This is a genomic window from Chryseobacterium taichungense (assembly GCF_900109935.1).
Lineage (GTDB): Bacteria > Bacteroidota > Bacteroidia > Flavobacteriales > Weeksellaceae > Chryseobacterium > Chryseobacterium taichungense.
The window spans coordinates 166,743-188,396 of the sequence record NZ_FOBV01000007.1 but is presented as its reverse complement, the minus strand read 5'-3'; the positions used below and the strand labels follow the sequence as shown (position 1 = coordinate 188,396).

23 protein-coding genes are annotated in these 21,654 nt (G+C 37.2%); 13 read left to right on the top strand and 10 right to left on the bottom strand.

Features of this window, described 5'->3' with window-relative positions; all coding sequences use genetic code 11:
* The first annotated feature begins 54 nt into the window (after positions 1 to 54).
* Together BMW64_RS15695 and BMW64_RS15690 are read left to right on the top strand one after the other, a co-directional pair.
* Positions 55 to 306 carry a type II toxin-antitoxin system ParD family antitoxin gene (locus BMW64_RS15695; RefSeq protein ID WP_090000898.1) on the top strand — a complete coding sequence of 84 codons (252 nt, stop codon included), beginning with the start codon at positions 55 to 57 and terminating at the stop codon, positions 304 to 306.
* Complete coding sequence (locus tag BMW64_RS15690) at positions 299 to 598, top strand: type II toxin-antitoxin system RelE/ParE family toxin (protein ID WP_090000897.1); 300 nt, start codon at positions 299 to 301, stop codon at positions 596 to 598. Before BMW64_RS15695 ends, BMW64_RS15690 begins: the two co-directional genes overlap by 8 nt.
* A gap of 9 nt (positions 599 to 607) precedes the next feature.
* Here BMW64_RS15690 and BMW64_RS15685 read toward each other — a convergent pair whose 3' ends face one another.
* From BMW64_RS15685 to BMW64_RS15675, 3 genes are all read right to left on the bottom strand, one after another.
* On the bottom strand, positions 608 to 2,188 hold the full coding sequence (locus tag BMW64_RS15685; protein ID WP_090000961.1) for an ATP-dependent DNA ligase: 1,581 nt from the start codon (positions 2,186 to 2,188) through the stop codon (positions 608 to 610).
* A 142-nt stretch (positions 2,189 to 2,330) separates the two neighbouring features.
* The gene (locus tag BMW64_RS15680) at positions 2,331 to 3,356 is read right to left on the bottom strand and encodes a ligase-associated DNA damage response exonuclease (RefSeq protein ID WP_090000896.1); all 1,026 of its coding nucleotides are present in this window, start codon (positions 3,354 to 3,356) and stop codon (positions 2,331 to 2,333) included.
* A gap of 65 nt (positions 3,357 to 3,421) precedes the next feature.
* The gene (locus tag BMW64_RS15675; RefSeq protein WP_090000895.1) at positions 3,422 to 4,906 is read right to left on the bottom strand and encodes an aminotransferase-like domain-containing protein; all 1,485 of its coding nucleotides are present in this window, start codon (positions 4,904 to 4,906) and stop codon (positions 3,422 to 3,424) included.
* Positions 4,907 to 4,976: 70 nt separating this feature from the next.
* Here BMW64_RS15675 and BMW64_RS15670 point away from each other — a divergent pair, with 70 nt between their 5' ends.
* From BMW64_RS15670 to BMW64_RS15645, 6 genes are all read left to right on the top strand, one after another.
* Complete coding sequence (locus tag BMW64_RS15670) at positions 4,977 to 5,594, top strand: hypothetical protein (protein ID WP_090000960.1); 618 nt, start codon at positions 4,977 to 4,979, stop codon at positions 5,592 to 5,594.
* Positions 5,587 to 6,696 carry an aminotransferase class I/II-fold pyridoxal phosphate-dependent enzyme gene (locus BMW64_RS15665; RefSeq protein ID WP_228400935.1) on the top strand — a complete coding sequence of 370 codons (1,110 nt, stop codon included), beginning with the start codon at positions 5,587 to 5,589 and terminating at the stop codon, positions 6,694 to 6,696. Before BMW64_RS15670 ends, BMW64_RS15665 begins: the two co-directional genes overlap by 8 nt.
* 4 nt (positions 6,697 to 6,700) lie before the next feature.
* Complete coding sequence (bioD, locus tag BMW64_RS15660) at positions 6,701 to 7,354, top strand: dethiobiotin synthase (protein WP_090000893.1); 654 nt, start codon at positions 6,701 to 6,703, stop codon at positions 7,352 to 7,354.
* Positions 7,351 to 8,334: a biotin synthase BioB gene (gene bioB, locus BMW64_RS15655; protein ID WP_090000892.1), complete on the top strand. Its 984-nt coding sequence runs from the start codon at positions 7,351 to 7,353 to the stop codon at positions 8,332 to 8,334. Before bioD ends, bioB begins: the two co-directional genes overlap by 4 nt.
* Positions 8,335 to 8,377: 43 nt before the next feature.
* Positions 8,378 to 9,643, top strand: a complete 1,266-nt coding sequence (gene bioA / locus BMW64_RS15650; RefSeq protein ID WP_090000891.1) for an adenosylmethionine--8-amino-7-oxononanoate transaminase — start codon at positions 8,378 to 8,380, stop codon at positions 9,641 to 9,643.
* A 75-nt stretch (positions 9,644 to 9,718) separates the two neighbouring features.
* Positions 9,719 to 10,426, top strand: coding sequence for a DUF421 domain-containing protein (locus tag BMW64_RS15645; protein WP_090000890.1), 708 nt, complete (start codon positions 9,719 to 9,721; stop codon positions 10,424 to 10,426).
* 141 nt (positions 10,427 to 10,567) lie between these two features.
* Here BMW64_RS15645 and BMW64_RS20735 read toward each other — a convergent pair whose 3' ends face one another.
* The 4 genes from BMW64_RS20735 to BMW64_RS15630 form a co-directional block, all read right to left on the bottom strand.
* A complete protein-coding gene (locus BMW64_RS20735; protein ID WP_177175306.1) occupies positions 10,568 to 10,717 on the bottom strand; it encodes a hypothetical protein in 150 nt (49 codons plus the stop codon).
* Positions 10,718 to 10,963: 246 nt separating this feature from the next.
* Positions 10,964 to 11,770, bottom strand: coding sequence for a ferritin-like domain-containing protein (locus tag BMW64_RS15640; RefSeq protein ID WP_090000889.1), 807 nt, complete (start codon positions 11,768 to 11,770; stop codon positions 10,964 to 10,966).
* Positions 11,771 to 11,795: 25 nt separating this feature from the next.
* Positions 11,796 to 12,503, bottom strand: coding sequence for a ferritin-like domain-containing protein (locus tag BMW64_RS15635; RefSeq protein WP_090000888.1), 708 nt, complete (start codon positions 12,501 to 12,503; stop codon positions 11,796 to 11,798).
* 83 nt (positions 12,504 to 12,586) lie between these two features.
* On the bottom strand, positions 12,587 to 13,156 hold the full coding sequence (locus tag BMW64_RS15630; protein ID WP_090000887.1) for a fasciclin domain-containing protein: 570 nt from the start codon (positions 13,154 to 13,156) through the stop codon (positions 12,587 to 12,589).
* 280 nt (positions 13,157 to 13,436) lie between these two features.
* On the opposite strand from BMW64_RS15630, the gene BMW64_RS15625 reads away from it, so the two are divergent.
* The 3 genes from BMW64_RS15625 to BMW64_RS15615 all read left to right on the top strand — a co-directional run bounded on the left by BMW64_RS15625 (position 13,437) and on the right by BMW64_RS15615 (position 15,913).
* On the top strand, positions 13,437 to 14,006 hold the full coding sequence (locus BMW64_RS15625; RefSeq protein ID WP_228400934.1) for an RNA polymerase sigma factor: 570 nt from the start codon (positions 13,437 to 13,439) through the stop codon (positions 14,004 to 14,006).
* 1 nt (position 14,007) lies between these two features.
* A complete protein-coding gene (locus tag BMW64_RS15620) occupies positions 14,008 to 14,817 on the top strand; it encodes an anti-sigma factor (RefSeq protein ID WP_090000886.1) in 810 nt (269 codons plus the stop codon).
* A gap of 151 nt (positions 14,818 to 14,968) precedes the next feature.
* Positions 14,969 to 15,913, top strand: a complete 945-nt coding sequence (locus BMW64_RS15615; RefSeq protein ID WP_090000885.1) for an aldo/keto reductase — start codon at positions 14,969 to 14,971, stop codon at positions 15,911 to 15,913.
* A 57-nt stretch (positions 15,914 to 15,970) separates the two neighbouring features.
* On the opposite strand, the gene BMW64_RS15610 is transcribed toward BMW64_RS15615, so the two are convergent.
* Positions 15,971 to 17,815, bottom strand: a complete 1,845-nt coding sequence (locus BMW64_RS15610) for a chloride channel protein (protein WP_090000884.1) — start codon at positions 17,813 to 17,815, stop codon at positions 15,971 to 15,973.
* A 72-nt stretch (positions 17,816 to 17,887) separates the two neighbouring features.
* Positions 17,888 to 19,159 carry an NAD(P)/FAD-dependent oxidoreductase gene (locus BMW64_RS15605; protein ID WP_090000883.1) on the bottom strand — a complete coding sequence of 424 codons (1,272 nt, stop codon included), beginning with the start codon at positions 19,157 to 19,159 and terminating at the stop codon, positions 17,888 to 17,890.
* 446 nt (positions 19,160 to 19,605) lie between these two features.
* On the opposite strand from BMW64_RS15605, the gene BMW64_RS15600 reads away from it, so the two are divergent.
* Positions 19,606 to 20,595: an aldo/keto reductase gene (locus BMW64_RS15600; protein ID WP_090000882.1), complete on the top strand. Its 990-nt coding sequence runs from the start codon at positions 19,606 to 19,608 to the stop codon at positions 20,593 to 20,595.
* A gap of 191 nt (positions 20,596 to 20,786) precedes the next feature.
* Entirely contained in the window at positions 20,787 to 21,353 is a 567-nt protein-coding gene (locus BMW64_RS15595; RefSeq protein WP_090000881.1) for an OmpH/Skp family outer membrane protein, read from the top strand.
* A gap of 89 nt (positions 21,354 to 21,442) precedes the next feature.
* On the opposite strand, the gene BMW64_RS20495 is transcribed toward BMW64_RS15595, so the two are convergent.
* Positions 21,443 to 21,613: a lmo0937 family membrane protein gene (locus tag BMW64_RS20495; protein WP_143052714.1), complete on the bottom strand. Its 171-nt coding sequence runs from the start codon at positions 21,611 to 21,613 to the stop codon at positions 21,443 to 21,445.
* Between the last annotated feature and the right edge of the window lie 41 nt (positions 21,614 to 21,654).

The following is a 21,654-nucleotide window of genomic DNA, read 5'->3' as shown; positions in this document are numbered from 1 at the left end:
TTTGCGCAAATTACCAAATTTTGGTAATTTTATATTAAACATAAACAATATAATATGGGTAGAAATACATCAGTATCTCTCGGAGATTATTTTGAGGATTTTGTTGATTCTAAAGTTTCTGAAGGAAGATTCAAAAATGCAAGTGAAGTCATAAGAGCTGGTTTAAGACTTTTGGAAGAGGAAGAAAATAAGATTCAACTCGTTAAAAATGCAATTCAAGAGGGTATTAATAGCGGAACTGCACATGATTTCGATCCGAAGAAACATTTGGAATTATTAAAGTCCAATTTGAAAAAGAATGGCTAAATATTTTTTAACCAACAAAGCCGTTGAAGATATTTCAAAAATATATAAATACACTTATGAATTCTGGTCTGAAAATCAAGCGGATAAATATTATGAAGAATTAATTAATTTCTTTCAATTACTTTCTGAAAATCCATATATCGGTAAAAATTATACAGAAATTAGTGTCGATATTTATGGATTTCCAGCTAACAAGCATATTATTTTTTATAGAATATTAAATACTACAGAAATTGAAATCGAAAGGATTCTTGGTGCTGAAATGGATTTAAAAAACAGAGTAAAAGATTAGCTTTAAATTTTACTGTATCAATTTCTTAATCTCCTCAAGATCATCAATCTCATCAACGGTTTTATCTTTCCGCCATCTTAAAATTCTCGGGAAACGAAGTGCTACGCCACTTTTATGCCGGTTACTGAATCCTATTCCCTCAAAGGCAATTTCGAAAACGAGTTCAGCTTTCACGGTACGAACCGGACCAAATTTTTCAATCGCATTTTTATTTACGAATTTACTGACCTCCATAATTTCCTTATCAGTTAACCCCGAATAAGCCTTGGCAATCGTTACCAGTTTGTCTTCGTTTTTTACTGCAAACGTATAATCGGTATAATAGGCACTACGTCGGCCACTACCTTTTTGTGCATAGATCAGGACTGCATCAATCGTCAGTGGGTTAATTTTCCACTTCCACCAATCACCTTTTTTTCTCCCGGAATGGTAGAGTGAATTTTTCTGTTTCAGCATTAGACCTTCACTATTGATGTCTCTTGAATTTTCCCTGATTTGGTCTAATTCATTCCAATGATCAAACGCAATGACTTGAGAGATTTTTATATTTTCAGGATTTTCATTTAACAATAATTCTTCAAGCATTGCTCTTCGTGAAGCAATCGGTTTTTCTCGAAGATCATTGTTTTCAAGCTCCAGCAAATCGTAAGCAAAGACCTGAATCGGAATTTCAGAAAGCATTTTTTTCGTTAAAGTTTTCCTATTCAGTCTTTTCTGTAATTCGTTAAAGTTTAAAACCTTACCATCCTTTACCGCAAGTATTTCTCCATCGATAACAAAATCACCTTTCATATTCTGAACGACTTCTTTGATCTCAGGAAACTGTTCGGTCACAAGCTCTTCACCTCTTGACCAAATAAAGACTTCATCATTCCTACGGATGATCTGTCCACGGATTCCATCCCATTTATATTCAATAAGCCATTCATCAGGTTTACCCAGCTCATCAAGATCTTTTTCAAGAGGATAGGCAAGACAAAAAGGATAAGGTTTTGAGTTGTCCGGATTAATGTTTTCAGCGGAAATCAGCTCGTGAAAGGAAGCTTCTTCAGGCTGCCATTTTCCCATCAGGCTGTGCATTAATGTACTCGATTCCTGTTCGGTAAATTTAGTCAGCGCATTAATCAACGTCTTATCAGATACTCCAATCCTGAAACTTCCGCCCAGTAATTTATTGAAAATCAATCTTTCCGTGTAATCCAGCCCATTCCATGAACGGAGTACGAATTCCTTTTTTTCGACATCTGTTTTGTTTTTCAGTGCGATAATTTCGTTCATCCATTCAGATAATGAGCGTTCTATTTTTTCTGTGGGCGGCGGAAGAATTAATGAAATTGTTTCTCCAAGATCTCCTACCGAAGAATAGCTCTCCTGAAACAGCCAGAAAGGAAGCTTTGTAATTTCAAGCGCCCATTCTTTCATGTAATTGGTATTGACATTCCGCTTTGGTCTTTTTCCCGTAAAAAGGGCAATGAACCAGACTTTATCTTCATCAGGCGCACGTTCAAGATAATCGATGATTGCATCGATTTTAGCATTGGTTTTATTGGTGCTTTCCAGAGCATTGATAAGTTCAGCAAAATGTTTCATAAATTTTCTGCGTCTATATTTTTTCGTGGGCAGCTTTTTCCGTCTTCCACTCCCGCTTCCCGAGCCAGGCTTTGGCATTGCATTTCGGGAGAGCTCCGTTCAAGCCGGGCTGCAAGGGGCTTGTATTAAAATAAAGTTGTTACTACTGATTTTCGTCTTTTATAATTTCTTTTTCTGTTTCCTCTTCATCATCATCTCCGTAAAGTGTTTCTACAACATCAGATTGTATTCCAAGTTCATTTAAATATTTAGAAAAAACTTCAGTTTGTCCGTGGGTTACATGCACCAGTTCAGCTTCGGTAGCTTTTATGGCCTGCAACAGACCTTTCCAGTCGGCGTGATCACTCATGGCAAATCCCGCATCAGCACTTCTCCATCTTCTTGCGCCGCGCACCTGCATCCAGCCCGAACAGATAGCCGTTGCCGCATTCGGGATTTTCTTAATGACATTACTGTCCAGAAGGGCTGGAGGTACAATTACGATTTCATCCTGAACATGCTTTACACTTTCCCTGAAATCAGGAATTTCATAATCCGGAAGATCAATTCCAACGGTTTCAAAAGCTTCATTCAACTTACCAATAGAGTAGTGAACATAAATTTTTCCCAATCCTTCAACTGCTTTCATGATCCGCTGCGCCTTTCCCAGCGAATATCCGATAAACACCGATGTTTTCTGATTTTCCTTATTCCGTAGTACCCAGCTTTGAAGTTTTTTATTGAGATCCTCCACTTCCAGCCAATTATAGATAGGAAGTCCAAAAGTGCTTTCCGTGACAAATTCATTACATCTAACCAATTCAAAAGGAGTACTCAGTCCATCGTCCTGAACTTTATAGTCACCGGAAACAACGCTTACATAACCTTTGTATTCAAGTCGAATTTGCGCCGAGCCGATAATATGACCAGCAGGATGAAGTGATACTTTCACTCCATTGATATTAATGACTTCACCATATCCAACACTCTGACATTCGATGTCTTCACTGATCCTTTTGTATAAGATTGGCTTTGTAAAATGATGACAAAGGTATTTTTTCATTCCCCATCGGGCATGATCGGCATGTCCATGGGTGATAACCGCAAGATCTACAGGTCGCCAGGGATCAATATAAAATTTTCCCTGCGGGCAATAAATACCTTTATTTGTGAATGTGATTAATTTCAATGGTGTAGAGATTTGAAATTTTATATTCAAAAATCCAACCAAAATAAAGTATGCTGGTTTTTATCTCATTCCGATATGGTTTTAATATTATGTGAAAGAATTTCAACCGCTGTTTTCATTTCATGATCATTAAAATTTCCAAATCCTAACCGCATCGCAGTAAGATTACGGTTTTGATAGAGTAAGGTTTTCGGGATGAAAAGATTGTCTTTCACACACTGTTTTGAAAGTTTCATGAGATTCACAGGAACTTTCCATTCTGTCCAGACTGCTAATCCACCGGAAGGAACCTTAAAATCAATAGATTCACCAAAATATTCTTTCAATAAAAAAGTGAAATAATCTCGGCGTTCCTTATAAATTTTAAGAGACTTTTTCAGATAACGGTTGATTTCCCCTTCAGCAATCATTTCGCCAAGAACATGTTCCATTAAAATATCGCCCTGCCTGTCAATGATTCCAAGGTATTTTCTCATTTCGGCCATTATATTTTCCGGCGCTACGATAAAGCCTGTGCGAAAACCGGGTGCTAGTGATTTTCCAAACGACCCGATATAAATTACCATTCCTTCTGTATCTGCACTTGCCAGAGGAAGAATCGGGCTTTTATCATAATGGAAATCATAATCGTAATCGTCTTCCAAAATGATAAAACCATATTCATGTGCAAGATTTAAAAGTTCAAGCCTTCTGGCAGCACTTAGCGTAACCGTAGTAGGATAGTGGTGATGTGGCGTGAGATATAACATCCTGATTTTCTGTTTTTCACAAATCCTGCGAACTTCTTCAACATTGATTCCGTCTTCATCAATTGATACAGAAGAAATCTTCACGCCGGTCCGCTGAAAAATCATATTGACAGAAAAATAACTTAATTCGCCAACGAGTACAGTATCACCTGCAGATAAAAGAATTTCTGAAACAATGTACATGCTCATCTCCGTGCTTCTTGTAATGAGAAGATTATTTTTTGAAATCGGCAATCCTCTTGATAAATTTAAGTATTGAGATAGATTTTGTTTAAAAAATTCACTTCCATCCTGATTATACTGACCGATTTTATAGGCTTTTCGCTTTAAAATAGAACTGTAATTCCGTGAATATTGATCTACCTGTGTCAGCCGGACATCAGGAATTCCATCATTAAAAATATATTCGCATTCAGAATATTCGAAAGGATTGTCCAAAATATTCGAAGTTTTAAAGGAAAATCCGGTTGTTTTGGGATAATTTTCGAGATGATTTTTCTTGAAACTTTTAACTGCTACATCCTTATTCTGATCCTTTCCGATTATGAATGTTCCTTTGTTAGGAAAGCTTTCAATCCATCCCTGAGCCAATAATTCATCATAAACAGCGACAATTGTATTGCGATGAACTGCCAGAATCATACTTAATGTTCTTGTTCCCGGAAGTTTTGTTCCGAAGGGAAGAAATCCGCGCTGGATGGCATTGATCAACTGATTTGAAATCTGCATATACACAGAAACTTCAGAAGATCTATCTATTGTTATAAAACTTTGATAGGGAATTTCAGCCGGACTATTCATTATCTTAAAACTGGTACCATATAACCATCCGGCAATATACTACTTTTGAGCAAAACAAAATAAAATGACAATTGATTATCTTTTAGAAAGAATTGTTCAGCATAATGTTACTCACGCAAAATGGCTGAATACATTATCATATATGGAAAATGCCGGAGCAAGGAAAATTTCGGCCTGTGAGCATCCATCAGAAGTAAATATTATTCAGCTAAAACATGCCGCGGAAGAGCACAGACATGCGTACTACCTTAAAAAGCAAATTCTTAAGATTACTTCATCAATTTGTGAAAATTACAATAATAGCGAATTGCTTGGATCTACTTCTACCAAAAGATATCTTCACCATCTTGATATTAAAACTTGTAAATATTTACAGCAAAATTTCAGTTTAAATAAAGAAGAATTAAAATACGCTGCTTATCTTTTTGTAACCTATGCGATTGAGGTTCGTGCAGATGAATTATATCCCATCTATCAGCAGATTCTTACAAAATATTCTTCAAAAGTCATGGTGAAATCAATTATCCTGGAGGAAGAAGGCCATCTGGAAGAAATGATTGCTCAGTTAGACAAATTCTCACCTGATTGGAAAATTCACGCAGAACAAATTTTAAAAATAGAGAAAGATCTGCATGAACAATGGATTAATTCTATCTCACAAGAAGTTTTTCAGGAAAATTATGCTTAAAGATTTCCTACAATTTGAGAAAGCCTTAGAAAAGAGGAAGCAAAACGGCATTTTAAGAACTTTACATGTCAGGAGAGATGGACTTGATTTTTATTCCAATGATTACCTGGGATTTGCACGAAACAATGACTTTCAGGGTTTATTACTGAAAACAGTTCAGGAAAATCCTGAATTAATCATGGGCAGTACCGGATCGCGGCTGATCAGCGGAAATTCAATAATTGTCACAGAGACAGAAGATTTTATTGCAAAGGAACATCAATATGAATCTGCTCTTCTTTTTCCTTCGGGGTACAGCGCCAATCTTGCTTTATTATCTGCACTTCCGGGGCGGCATGATACGATCATTATTGACGAAAAAATCCATAGATCGGTGCATGATGCGTGTAGAATGTCTAACTGCAAAAAGTTAAAATTCAAACATAATGACTGTGATCATCTGGAAGATATTCTAAAAAGACAAGAAGGTCAGGTCTATATTGTCGTTGAGAGCCTGTATTCAATGGATGGGGATATTGCACCGTTACCTGAAATTGCTAAGCTCGCAGAGAAATACAATGCAGAATTGATTGTGGATGAAGCCCATTCTTTCGGGGTTTTCGGATATGGTCTTATCGATCAGTTTCAGCTTCAGAAAACAGTTCTTGCAACCGTTATCACCTATGGAAAGGCCTTCGGAACAGGCGGAGCTGTTATCCTGACCAATTCTTTGATAAAATCTTACCTTATCAATTTTGCTTCACCTTTTATTTACACAACCTCATCTCATGATTTTTTGTGGATGAGCATTTTTAAAGGTTATTATTTTTTTAATGAAAATAGAAAATTATCAATTCAACTTTTTGAAAACATTAAAATTTTCCACAATCAGAATATAAAAACTCCGTCTAATGAAAAAAGTCCGATACAAGCGATAATCATTCCTGATAATGAACAATTAAGCACATTAAAAAATACTTTGTCTGAAAATGGATTTTTAGCCTATACGATTTTCAGTCCAACAGTAAAAGAAGGCACGGAAAGACTCAGAATTTGTCTTCATAGCTTTAACAAAAAGGAAGAAATAATTGGTTTGACCAGGATAATTAAAGATTTTACTTAAGAACATGATTTTACAAGAAAAAAAATCAGAAATACAAAACTCCGGACAACAATTGCTTTTCGTGACCGGCATTGGCACTGAAGTAGGAAAAACCGTCTGTTCTGCCATACTGACAAAATATTTCAACGCAGATTACTGGAAACCTGTACAATCAGGTGATCTGGATTTTTCCGACAGTATGAAAATAAAAAACTGGACCGGCGAAGATATAATCTGCCATCCTGAAACGTATAGATTCCAATTAGCCGCGTCACCTCATCAATCGGCAAAGGAAGAAGGAATTGAAATTAATTTAAATCAATTTAAAATCCCAGAAACCCAAAATAACCTGATTATCGAAGGGGCAGGAGGTCTTATGGTTCCGCTGAATGATAGTGATTTTATTATTGATCTGATTGAAAAGCTTAATATACCGGCTGTGCTTGTCGTGAAGAATTATTTAGGCTGTATTAATCATACTTTATTGTCCATCATGGCTTTACATCAAAGAAAAATTAAACTAAAGTATTTAATTCTTAATGGAAATTTTCCTGCCGACACGGAAAAGATTATTGTTAAAAATATTCATCAAAAAACAAAAATTATGAAAGTTCCTTATTTAGACGAAATAACAAAAGAACAGATGGAAACAACTGTTAAACAATTAGAAAAATTATGAAAGATACATCAACACTAAGAAACGACTGGACAAAAGAAGAAATTGAACAAATTTATCATCTTCCGTTGTTAGAACTTATATACAAGGCAGCAACCGTACACCGTGAGTGGCATAATCCGGAAGAAGTACAGATGTCTACTTTATTGTCAATAAAGACTGGCGGATGTCCCGAGGACTGCTCATATTGCGGACAGGCAGCGAGATATCACACCAACATCAAAGTTCAGGCATTGCTACCGACGGAAACGGTTATCGAACACGCCAGAAAAGCAAAAGAAGGAGGTTCATCCCGTTTCTGTATGGCTGCAGCATGGAGGGAAGTTCGTAACAATCGGGATTTCGACCGCGTAATTGACATGGTAAAAGGCGTCAATGATCTGGGAATGGAAGTTTGCTGTACCTTGGGAATGCTTACAGAAGAACAGGCTATTCGCCTTCAGAAAGCCGGATTATATGCCTATAATCACAATCTGGATACTTCTGAGCAATATTATGACGAAATTATTTCTACAAGAACTTTTGATCATAGAATCAATACCATCAACAATGTAAGAAAAGCGGGTATTACCGTTTGCTCCGGAGGAATTATCGGGTTGGGGGAAACGCATGGCGACAGGATTTCGATGCTTTTAACGCTGGCAACAATACCAAAGCACCCGGAGTCGGTTCCAATTAACGCCTTAGCGAGGGTAAAAGGCACACCGCTAGAAAACAATGAGAAAACAGATACCTGGGAAATGGTAAGAATGATCGCCACAGCAAGGATTATCATGCCTTCATCAATGATTCGTCTAAGCGCAGGGAGGATCGAAATGACAGAATTTGAGCAGGGCTGGTGTTTTATGGCTGGAGCGAATTCCATTTTTACAGGAGAAAGAGAAACTTTACTTGTTACCCCAAATCCGGGAGTTTCAGAAGATTTACAAATGCTGAAAACACTGGGCCTTAAACCAATGGTGAAAGAAAAAACGATATGCTAAAAGTGAATAGTAAATAGTCAATTATTAATTTTCAAAATTATTTATGAATTTATCTGAACGTGACAGAGCTGTAAACTGGCATCCTTACACCCAAATGAAAACAGCTGATGAAATTATTCCGATAATAAGGGGAGAGGGTATTTATCTTTTTGATGACGAGGGGAAACAATATATAGATGCGGTTTCTTCATGGTGGGTTACTCTTCATGGCCATGCACATCCTTATATTGCAAAAAGAGTCTCCGAACAGCTGCATACTTTGGAACAGGTTATTTTTGCAGGATTTACCCATGAGCCGGCAATACAGCTTTCCGAAAATCTCTTAAAAATCCTACCCGAAAATCAGAAGAAAATTTTTTATTCTGATAATGGTTCCACCGCGATAGAAGTTGCTTTAAAAATATGTATTCAATATGCTTATAATCACGATAATAAAAAAACAAAAATTCTTGCTTTTAAAAATGCATATCACGGCGACACTTTCGGGGCGATGTCGGTAAGCGGGAGAAGTGCATGGACAAATCCTTTCGGGGAAATGCTTTTTGAAGTTATCTTTATTGATGTTCCGACCGTAGAAAATCTGGACGATCTTAAGACTTTCATCAAAAGTATTTCAGATGAGATTGCATGTTTTATTTACGAACCCCTTATCCAGGGAGCTGCAGGAATGCTGATGCATAAAGCAGAAGATCTGTCGGAATTAATGAAATTCTGCAGAGAGCAAAAAATTCTGATGATTCAGGATGAAGTTTTTACTGGTTTTGGAAGAACGGGAAAACTTTTTGCCGCTGATCACCTTTCGGAACAACCTGATATTATGTGTTTTTCTAAAGGACTAACAGGCGGAACAATGCCAATGGGCATCACCAGTTGTTCTCAGGAAATTTTTGAAGCTTTTTTATCCGATGATCAACATAAAACGCTATTTCACGGGCATTCTTTTACGGCTAATCCATTGGCATGTACAGCAGCACTTGCAAGTATGGAACTTTTGCTACAGGCTGAAACACTTCGTAATATTGATCTCATTGTTAAAAAACATACAGCATTTTCAGAAGTTCTGCGGCAGCATTCAAAAGTTGATCATGTGCGGCAAACAGGAACAATCATAGCGTGGGAAGTGATAAACAATTACCAAACATCTTATTTTAACACAACCGGAAAAAAATTATACAAAGAATTTTTAAAAAGAGGAATTATCCTGCGCCCGCTGGGAAATACAATGTATCTGGTTCCTCCTTACTGCATTACTGCAGAACAGCTGGATTATATCTATCATCAGATCATAGAAGTTTTAGATCATTTTTAAACAATAATTAAATATCAAAAAAAACTAAATTACTCTTGGCTTGTTATTTGAATTTTCAAGCAAAATAACAACAATATGCTATCCATATTTCTTTTAAAATTTGACTGGAAAGAACTTTTGCTGGGACAGGAAGAATGGTCTTTTCTCCTGGAGATTGCGCTTCGTACCATCATTATGTTTGTCACCATCATTATTGGCCTTAGACTTTTAGGAAAAAGGGGAGTTAAGCAGCTTTCTCTTTTTGAACTCGTTGTGATCATCGGCCTTGGTTCTGCAGCGGGAGATCCAATGTTTTATAAGGAAGTCGGAATTGTTTCATCCATTCTTGTATTTGTTCTGATTATTTTAATGTATTCCATCATCACCTATTTTATCGGAAAAAGCAAGAAATTTGAAACCTTGGTCGAAGGAAGATCAATATGCCTGATTGAAAATGGCGAATTTTCAATCGAAAATTTTAAAAAAGAAAACCTGGGAAGCGATGAATTTTTTGCGGAATTAAGACTCAAGGGTATTTCTCAGCTTGGTCAGATTGAACAGGCCATTGAAGAAATTTCAGGTGAAATAAGTGTTTTTTATTTTGAAGATGAAAAAATAAAATATGGACTTCCCATTATGCCCGATTCATTATCTAATCCACTAAAATCTATTAAGGAACAAGGATATTATTCGTGTACATTTTGCGGACATACAGAAGAAAAGCACACTGGAGATGCCGGAAATTGTCAAAAATGCAAAAAAGATGAATGGGTTCCTGCAAGTAATAAAAAGCGCATCACCTAAAATAAACGAAAAAGGCCCCTAATGGAGCCTAAAAAAACACAAATGATGAAAAAAAATTATTTCGATTCACAAATATAATAAAAAATTATATATGTCAAAACTGAAATTCAAACTTATTTATAAAATTATAATATCTACAATCTATCCCGCATTTAATCTCTGTGATGTGGTACAAAAACCAAGTGCAAGCAATGCTAAAACACTTACAGTAAACACTTTTACTGTTTTTTTTATTCCTTCTCGGCATGGTAATTTTTCTTTAATAACCTGAGGATAATCTATTGTTTTCATACAATAAAGGTACGAATTAAATAATAAACGATTATGTATTATAATTCAATATTTCACATAAGAAACAGTTTATGAGTATAGTCATAAAAAAGCTATGCAAAACTTATTAGCTTTGGTAACACGACACTCCAAATTTTCAAGTTTTAAAGGCAAACTCCTCGTTCAAAGAGGAGTTTTTTTATGATTAATAATGAAAAATCCCCTTCCAACACGGAAAGGGACCACACCTAACATTAAGAAATCTGCTTAAACAATAAACAAAGATGCAATTGTCTGCGCTTCACTTCCCGTTAATATTTCGTCATAAGCTGCTGAACCTGCCGCTGCCCCAAAAGCAGTCGCCGTATTAAATCCTGCCTGATTGGTATTTCCTTCTCCTGCATACACAGGATCAGTCGCAGAAGGCATATTCCCTCCGTCTGAAAGTTCTATCCAGCCTTTGTTCGCTCTCATTCTTCTCACCTGTGATGCATGTCTCGCTTCCACAGAATGGATCTGCAATGCCGCTTGTAAAACCGTTTTATTAGACATTACATTGCCTGCCTGGCCTTTGTACGCGCGAACTCCGGTGTCTTCAAATGCCTGAGCAATAACCAGAAACTGATTGTAATCGGTAAAAGGCGTAAAATTTCCTCCGGCCGTAAAATCAAAAGTAGGTTTCGCTCCCGGAGTAACACCCAGTGAAGTTAAAGTATTTTTCAGAAATGTAACATGCGCTGACTCATGTTTTGAGATTTGCATGAAAACCGTTTTGTCCGCATTGGGAATCAACCCTGCTGTAGAAAGCCCGATTGCATAATATTCGTTTTCAAGATATTCAAGAACCAAGGCTAGTTGGAGTGCATCCGTTAAAGCATTTTTAAAAGTATTGCTTTCATTTAAAGGAGCTGCTTTTGCAGGAGTACTCATCAGAGCGCCCAATCCAAGTGGGATAGAAGCAACAGCCGCTTTTTTTCCAAAAGAGGAAATATGAGTAAGAGTATCTAATCTTGAAGCTTCTGAGGTGAAAAATTTGTCGTCAGAAAGCTTATCCAGTAATTTAAGAATGTTCATAATGTAAATTTTTGAAGTGAGTAAATTATCCGATTCCTTGTTCTTTCCATGTGAAAGGGGTTTTTATAAATCCTCCTGCTGCCATGACAATATCTTTAGGGTCTTTCGCAAGATCCAATCCGTTACTGTCGATGACATCATCACCTGAAAACGCTGCCGTTCCGGGATTGATAAGGTTTCTGATCGCCGAAGCATGTCTCGCCTCCACAGAAACAATCTTTCCTGCAATTACCAGATAATCTGCATTGGTAATGTATTTTCCTGCGCCGTTATATGCAGCAACTCCCGTATCTTCAAGCGCTTTTGCCGTTGCCAGAACAGAATTTCTGTCATTAAAATTTACATTGGGATACTGAAATTCAAGCTTTGGCAGCACATTAGAAGTTGCACCGCTAATAGCTGCTTTAAAGAAATCTCGGTGGATTACCTCATGATGATAGAGATCCGTAAAAATTTCTTTTTCTGCAGTTGAGATCCCGGAGTAGAAATTATTAACAACTTTGGTATAGAAATCTGCTTCCAGCTGTTCAAGAGCATAAGCATAATTTAATACCCCTACATCGCCTTTTCCAAGGTCAAAAACATTCGTTTCCATGAAATCGAATTCATTGTCGTCACAGCCGATCAATGTAAGTCCTGCCATGGCAAGACCAACACCACTAAGCTTTAAAAAGTTTCTTCTGCTGGTATCCAGCGTGGCTCCCTGATTAGAGACACTGATAGTTTTTTTCATAATATTATTTGTTTAAGTGTTATTTTTTGTAACAGAATAGAAAAAAACAGCATAATATTTATGCTGTTTTACCACTAAACATACTACGGCATCAAAACCGTATCTATAACATGAATCACTCCATTCGACTGATTAACATCAGCTATTGTCACTTTTGCATCATTACCTTTAGAATCTCTTACATAAAGATCTTTGCCTTTTGTCCAGAAAGTAAGCTCTTCACCTTCTACCGTTTTCATCATGCTTTTGCCGTTTCCTGCTTTCACAGCTGCCCAGATTTGTTTTGCGCTGTATTTCTCTGGTAAAACATGATAGGTGAGAATTTTTGTAAGCATTGCCTTGTTTTCCGGCTTAACGAGATTTTCCACTGTACCTTTCGGAAGTTTAGCGAAGGCAGCATCGGTAGGAGCCAGTACTGTAAATGGGCCTGCCCCCTGAAGTGTTTCCACCAAACCAGCAGCTTTTACTGCTGCAACCAATGTTTTATGATCTTTGGAATTCACGGCATTCTCAATGATATTCTTTGAAGGATACATAGGAGCTCCGCCTACCATTACTGTTTTCTCTTTCATCATCTGGGCAGACATCTTACCACTGAAAGCAAATGATAAAGCCACCATACTAAAAACTGCGATTTTTGATCTTGTGTTCATTTTTTTGATTTTTAATTTAATTATGTATTTGAATGTAAATCGTCTTTAAATCCATTTACGAGGGCGGTTTTATTTTAGTTTTAAATTTTTTAAAATAAATTATAACTAACTATCAATCAGCTAATTATTTTTACATAAAACTTAAAAATATTTTAATACTATTATTAAATTTTAAATTATTCAGCATTAGAATTAAAAATTATTAAACAGTTGATTAATTTTATTAAGATTTTAAAAGATGGTGTGAGTATTGCTTGTTATTTGTTTTATTTTATTACATTTGAAAAGAAAAATATTTGCTATTAAAACACAGTATTCGGAAGAGCAGCTGATCGTTTTACTAAAACAGAAAAACGAAAATGGTTTTCATTATTTGTATGACCATTACTCCGGTGCACTCTATGGAGTCATCCTCCGAATTGTTCAGTCAAAAGATTATACAGAAGAAATCATTCAGGATGTCTTTGTCAAAATCTGGAATTCCATCCACCAGTATGATGCATCCAAAGGAAGATTTTATACATGGATGATCAATATTGCCAGAAATACAGCAATCGATTATCTAAAATCAAAAGGCTTTCAGAACGAACTCAAAAACCAATCGCTACCCGATTTCGTATATAACTCTGCAGAACTTTCTACCACAAATAATTCATCTGATTTTATCGGATTCAATAATGTGCTGGAAAGTCTGGACACCGATAAGAAAGAACTTATCGATCTGGCATATTACCAGGGATATACTCAGAATGAAATATCCGAAAAGCTGAAGATCCCCCTGGGAACGGTAAAAACCAAAATGCGGAATGCCCTTATGAAATTAAAGGATTTGTTAAAAGATTATCAATAAATTGAACACTAAAGAATACATATCATCCGGAATTATAGAATCTTATATTCTAGGTCTTGCTTCGCCCGACGAAGCAGGTATTTTGGAGTGTGTGATGAAGAATAATGCTGAAGTAAGAGCCGCTTTCGAGGAAGCACAAAAAACATTGGAAGACCTTGCTACAGCACAGGCTGTAACACCTCCAGATGACCTGAAAACAAAAATCTGGAATAAAATTCAGCACGAACAGACTGCTAAACAGACGACTCCTGTAATTCCTGCAGATATTCCTGCTGCAAAACCTCAAGAAGAAATAAGAATTCAGGGCAACAGCAATTGGAAAGCATATGCTGTGGCTGCCTCTATACTGTTCCTTATCAGTGTTGCAGGAAATATTTTCTGGATGAATGATCAGGCAAAAACACAACAGGAAATTGCCAGGATGAACACTGAAAAGAAAAATCAGGATCTTGCCATGCAGAAGATGAATCAGAAAATGGAAATGGTTTCAAATCCTGATATGAAAATGGTTATGCTGAAAGGGGTGGAAAAACATACAGATTCCAAAGCCATGGTTTTCTGGGATACCAAAACAAAAGAAGTTTACCTGAATGCAGACAAACTTCCAAAAGCTCCCGAAGGAATGCAGTATCAGCTTTGGGCGATTGCCGACGGAAAACCAGTGAGCGCAGGAATGTATACTGAAGAGAAAGACAGCAAAATTGCTCTTGCCAATATTCCAAAAGCTCAGGCGTTTGCCATAACACTGGAAAAACAAGGAGGAAGTCCCGTACCTACCATGCAGAATATGTATGTGATGGGAGAAATTTAGACAACTTTTAATGTAATAAAATAATAAAGGATCAGCATTTTGCTGGTCTTTTTTGATTGATGAAAAGTATATGCACTATAGAGAAATTACTCGTTCAAAGAATGAAATTTCCCTACCTTTATCTATGAATCACAGATTTTAAAATAGCATTATGAATAAGCGAACAATTAAGAATACAGATTTAGCTGTAGCACCCATTAATTTTGGAGGAAATGTTTTTGGATGGACGTTAAATGAAAAAGAATCTTTTGATATTCTGGACAGGTTTACCGGTGAAGGTTTCAACTTTATAGATACAGCCGACACCTACTCCTGGTGGGTAAACGGGAAAGGTGGACAGTCCGAAGAAATTATCGGTAAATGGATGAAGAGTCGCGGAAAAAGAAATGATCTGGTTATTGCCACAAAAGTCGGCTCCGAAACTAAGGAACACAGTTTTGATATCAGCAGAAAACATATTCTAAAATCTGTTGATGAATCCCTGCAAAGACTGCAGACCGATCATATCGACTTATACTATACCCATTTTGATGATAAAATAACGCCGGTGGAAGAAACACTGCAGGCCTATGATGAGATTATTAAAGCCGGAAAAGTCCGTTACATTGCTGCTTCCAATGTTTCCCCAGAAAGACTCAGAGAATCATTTGAAGTTGCAGAAAAGAATAATCTGCCAAAATATGTTGCCTTACAGCCGCATTACAATTTAATGGAAAGAGAAGGTTTTGAGAAAAACTATGCGCCTCTAGTCGAAGAATTTGGTTTGAGCGCATTTCCTTATTGGTCGTTGGCTGCAGGATTTTTAACGGGAAAATACCGTAGCGAAGATGATTTATCGAAAAGCCAGAGAGGTGAGGGAGTAAGAAAATACCTCAACCCAAAAGGAATGGAAGTGTTGAAAGCACTGGACGAAATCAGTTCAAAACACCAGACAAAACCCGCTACAGTAGCCTTAGCCTGGCTTCTTTCCAACCCTCTGATTACAGCACCCATCGTAAGTGCGACCAGTGAATCACAGTTAGAAACCTTATTTTCTGCACCCAAACTGCAATTAGACAGCACTGATATTGATCGGCTCAACAAAGCCAGTGAATAAATAAAAAACCCGTTCAGATGTACATCTGAACGGGTTTTTATGTTGTTTAAACTAGTATTATTCAGAATATTCCTTCAATAACTGTCTGTAACTCATCAATATGGTCGATTTCGAAATGAATCCGATAAATTTATTCTGGGCATCAACAACAGGGAGGTTCCAGACGCCGGTATCATCAAACGCCTGAAGAATCTGCAATGGCTGATTTTCAGGATGAATAATAGCCGGTGGCGCCTTCATGATCTGGCTTACCGATGCAGAAACCTCATCATTTGTAAAAAGATAAGGACGGATATCATCAAGTGTAAGAATTCCGCGAAGTGTTTTTTCATCATTAACGACGGCAAAAATATTCTTATTCCCGTTTTTTACCAATTCAAATAGTTCTTTAACCGGAGCATTTTCGTTAATGACTTGCGAATAGCGGTCGATAAAATCTTCTGTTTTTAAAGAAAATAAAATGTTTTTATCATGTTTATTGGTAAATATTTTACCCTGATCAGCCAGCGATTTTAATTCCGGCGAGATAGGAGAGAACCATTTTGCAATCAGATAAGACATAATGGAAGCAATCATCAACGGAATAAAAAGATCATACCCAAAGCTGGATTCGGCAATAAGGAAAATAGCGGTCAGCGGAGCATACATCACACCACTCATTGCACCGGCCATTCCTACCAGTACAAGATTTGTTACCGGAACTTCAGAAAATCCGATCTGCTGACAAATAATGGCAAAGAGATAACCCACCGTTCCGCCTGCAAAAAGAGAAGGAGCAAAGTTACCGCCGTTCCCACCACTAAAGATGGTAAATGAGGTCGCAAATGCCTTTAACAACAATACAAGAATCAGAAAAATGATAATGGTAAAGTTTCCGATCTCGAAATATCTGAAAAGACTGTTTTCTATAATTCTGTGCACATCGCCATTGGTAAAAGCCTTCACTGTTTCGTATCCTTCACCGAATAGAGGCGGAAAAAGCACACACAATAAAGAGAGCACAGCGCCGCCAAACATCGCTTTACGAAGTCTCGACATATTTAATTTCTTAATAAAATGCTCAACTTTCTTGGAGATAATAACGAAATATCTTGCATACAGACCAGTTACAATTCCTAAGATAAGATAATAGGGAACATTCTTATAATTAAAAGCTTCTCTGGTATAAAACCTGAAAAGTACATCTTCCTGAAGCAGGATTCGCGAAAGCAAACTTCCACAGACAGCTGCTACTACTAGAGGAATAAAATCGGTAAAAACCACTCCTGTAAGCAGAATTTCAAAAGCAAACATAATTCCCGCAATCGGCGCATTAAAAGCTGAAGCAATACCGGCAGTGGCTCCTGCAGCCAGCAATAACGTACGTTCCTTATAGCTCAAACGGTAGGTCTGCGCAAAGTTAGATCCGATCGCAGCACCTGTCACGGCAATCGGGCTTTCGAGTCCCGCAGAACCTCCTAAGCCAACCGTTACAGCACTCTGCACAATTTGGGAATACATTTTAACAGAAGAAACAATACTTGAGTTTTGCGCAATCTCATAAAGAATAGCGCCAATCCCTTTTCTGTCCTGTCCTTTAAATATGGTCAAAACAATACTCGTCGTTAATACAATTCCCAGAAAAGGAAAAATGATATAAAACAGAATCTGATATTCGAAGTGAACCTTTGTGGTAATAAAATGATGAATCGCATGAACAAGCGATTTCAGTAAAACACCGGCCAGGCCGGCAGTACAGCCCACAAGAATTCCCGACAGCACCAAAAACTGATTCCTGCTTAATCTGTTGTTAAGCCAATGGAGAATCAGTTCGTAGCTGCGCGCTTTTTCAAGTCCGTACTTTTGAAAGTCTCTTTTAAACTTAAGAAAGCTTAGAAACTTTTTCTTATGATGAATATTCACTTTTGAGATTTTATACCGTAACAGAGTATTTACAGCCCCGTAAATTTATGAAATATATCATGAATATTAAAATCAGGAATTATCAGTCGTATCTCTTTTTGGCCTTAATATTAGCCGGATCGATGGATTGTTGGTAATGAAAAGACGCAGCCAGTTAAACGCCAGACGCACTTTACTGCTGAAGCTTACCAACGGAATAATATGGATAAAAAGCCAGGTCAGCCAGGCAAGAAACCCTTTAAATGAAAACTTCGGCAAATCGACCACCGCATTAAATTTTGAAATAATGGCCATACTTCCTTTATCGTTGTATTCAAAAGGAATGAGAACTTTTTCGTCTTCAATTCTTTTAAAGTTTTTACCTAAATTCTTGGCATGCTGAATAGCCACCTGAGCCAATTGTGGATGTCCTTTCGGATATTTTTTTTCGGTAAGCTGAAGGGCAATATCTCCCAATGCATAAATATTTGTCGTTCCGTTTACTTTATTATAGGCATCTACCAGCAGCCTTCTTCCTTTGCCAATGCTATCCTCCGGAATTCCCGGAACTTCCCGTCCGATTACCCCTGAGGTCCAGATCAGGGTTTCTGTTTCGATGACCTGTCCGTCTGCAAGAATGACTTTGCAGTCGGTATAATCTTTCACTGCCGTATTAAGGATGATCTTTACACCCAGCTTTTTAAGTCTTTCATAAGCCGCTTGCTGAGCCATTTTGCTCATAGGCGAAAGTAGGGTTGGCAAAGCATCAATCAGATAGATATTAGACAGTCCCAGTTTTATTTCGGGATATTCTTTTTCAGCAATATATGTTCCCATTTCCGCAATCATTCCGGCGAGTTCCACACCGGTCGGCCCTCCGCCGGCGATTACAATGTTCTGTAGTTTCTGGGCTTCCTTTACACTTTTATTTCTTGCCGCTTCCTCCAGTGTCAGCAGCATATAGTTTCTTAGATAAAGTGCTTCATCAATGGTTTTCATGGGCAAAGCGCATTTCTTTACGTTTTCCATCCCAAAGAAATTGGTTTCGGTTCCCAGCGCCAGCACGAGATAATCATATTTTAAAATACCACTGTCCGTTTCTATGCTATTATGTTCATGATCTACATTTACCAGGCTACCCATGTGGAAATTGACATTTTTATAATTTGAAATTAATTTCCGGAAAGGGTAACTGATGTTGGATGCCTCAATAAATGAAGTCGCCACCTGATAAATAAGGGGTGGAAAGAAATGATAATTATTTTTATCAACAAGTGTAATTCTGAAACGGTTGTCATTCACCAGAGATTTGATCAGGTTGATCCCTGCGAAACCTCCGCCGACAATAACGATATGCTTTTTCATAATAATTAAATTGAAATGGTGGTGCCTGAATCAGTTCAATAATAAAGCCAAAAGGCCAGTTTATGGTATCAATTCATGGAACATTCATGTAGGAGCTTGCTGACACTTTTTGTAAAAATTCTTTATTTGTTTTAAAACATATTTAAAACACTGAGTGATACAAGATTAAAACAGATATTATTTCCAGTTTTAATCGTGCAGTAAAAACGTCTCGACGTTTTCTCCAAAACCTTTCGACGTTTCGAGTAAAACCTTTCGACGTTTTAGACAAAACCATTCGACGTTTTACCAGGTGGGTTATTGTTCTTTTAAATTTTAATAAAATCATGTTCATTTTTCTCTCATGTTTAGTTAGAATTGACATCAATTAATTTAAAATCGGGATTAAAGGAAGTAAGTGCACAATGTTTGTATTTAATTATTAACCAATCATTAAATATTATCATATGAAATCAGACATTTTAACGGAAAAACACAGACTAGGAGTAGGCGGTGTAGCAATAGGAACAGCTTTTGAACCACTCACAGACGGACAATCTTACGAAGTGCTGCAAAAAGCATGGGATCTTGGAATCCGGTATTATGATACATCGCCATGGTACGGACTTACCAAAAGTGAAAGAAGATTCGGAAATTTCTTGCATGGGATGAATCGCGATGAATTTATCCTTTCCACGAAAGTCGGACGTTTGTTCGTAGAAGTTCCTGAAAATGAAGTGCCTCCTACGATGTGGCAGGATCCGCTTAATTTTGATTTTGAGCATAATTATACGGCAGATGCCATTAAAAGATCAATTGAGGAAAGCCTGGAGCGAACAAGACTTGATCGTATTGATATTGTCTACGTTCACGATCTTTCGGAGGATCAGGTGGGAGACCGCTATCCGTATTTCCTGAAGCAGGCAAGGGAAGGAGCCTTCAAAGTTTTATCTGAACTGAGAGATCAGGGAATAATCAAAGCCTGGGGAATGGGAGTCAATAAAATAGAGCCTATCCTAGACTGTATTGATTCTGCAGATCCGGATATCTGCCTTTCTGCAACACAATATTCTATCCTGGAGCATGAAGATGCGGTCGACAGATTACTTCCAGCCGTGAAGAAAGCAAGCGTGAAGCTGGTTTCCGGAGCGGGATATAATTCAGGATTTATCACCGGAAGGCCAAGATATAATTATAAAGATGTTATCCCGAAAGGAATGACCGAAAAGCGCGATAAAATCACAGAGATCGCTAAAAGATATGATATTGATATCGTAGATGCTGCCCTGCATTTTGTACTTGCGGCCGACGAGTTCGTTTCCATTATTCCCGGGGCGAGCAAGCCAGAACAGGTAGAAGACAACTTAGATGCTCTTAAAAAAAATATTCCGACAGATTTCTGGAAAGAATTAAAATCGGAAGGATTAATTTATGAAAAAGCACAGGTTCCCGGCTAATTAATCTGATACAGCTATAATAAAGTCTCCCATAAGGAGACTTTTTTTTATGACATGATTAGAAATTACAATCTAAAAATTAAATCCGGAATAGTTTCCGGACTTCTTTTTTACGAATATCACTAGGGATGTAGTTATATTTATTATATTTGCTGACTTTATTAAGGATAAAATTTAAATATATATTCAAGATGAAAAAGTTAATTACAACATTTTCGATAGCAGCAGGGCTTTTCCTGACAACAAATTTCGTAAATGCACAGCAAAAAATCGGTCATGTAAATTCTGATGATATTTTTGCCAACCTTCCTGAAGCAAAAACGGCAGAAGCTTCTCTTGACACTTTCACAAAAACCAAGCAAGGTGAAATTGAAAAGATGATCACTACTTATCAGACTAAGCTGAAAGCGGCTCAGGATAAAGAGAAAACAATCAGTGAAGCGAATAAGGAAACTGTCATCAAAGAACTTACTGCGGCACAGACAGAACTTCAGACTTTAGGAAAAGGTATTGAAGAAGCAAGAACGAAAGCAGCTCAGGATATTTCAAAGAAGCAGACTGAATTATTCACGCCTATCCAGCAAAAGGTAAGCAACATGATCTCTACTGTAGCAAAAGAAAAAGGACTGGCTTATGTATTTGACGTTGCAACTTCTCAGGGTAACAGCAATATCGCTTATATGGATGGTGGAGAAGATATTACTCCATCTGTAAAATCTAAGCTGGGCGCAACAGGTGCTGCGAAAGCTTCTAAATAATTTCAATAATTTTACAACAATAAAAAAGCTGGAAATAGACAATAAAGTCTTAATTTCCAGCTTTCTATCTTCAGTTTCTTACTTAGATCTTAATCGAGGGGTCTCCTTCCTGATATCAGATTATAAAGTATAACAATAATTGCAATTACCAGCAATATGTGAACTAAATACCCTGTATCCATTCCCGGTACGATACCCAACATTCCTAAAAGCCATACCACAATACAAATGACTGCGACTAACCATAATATACTTCTCATAACTAAATATTTTAAGTGATTCGATTAGTTATATACACATA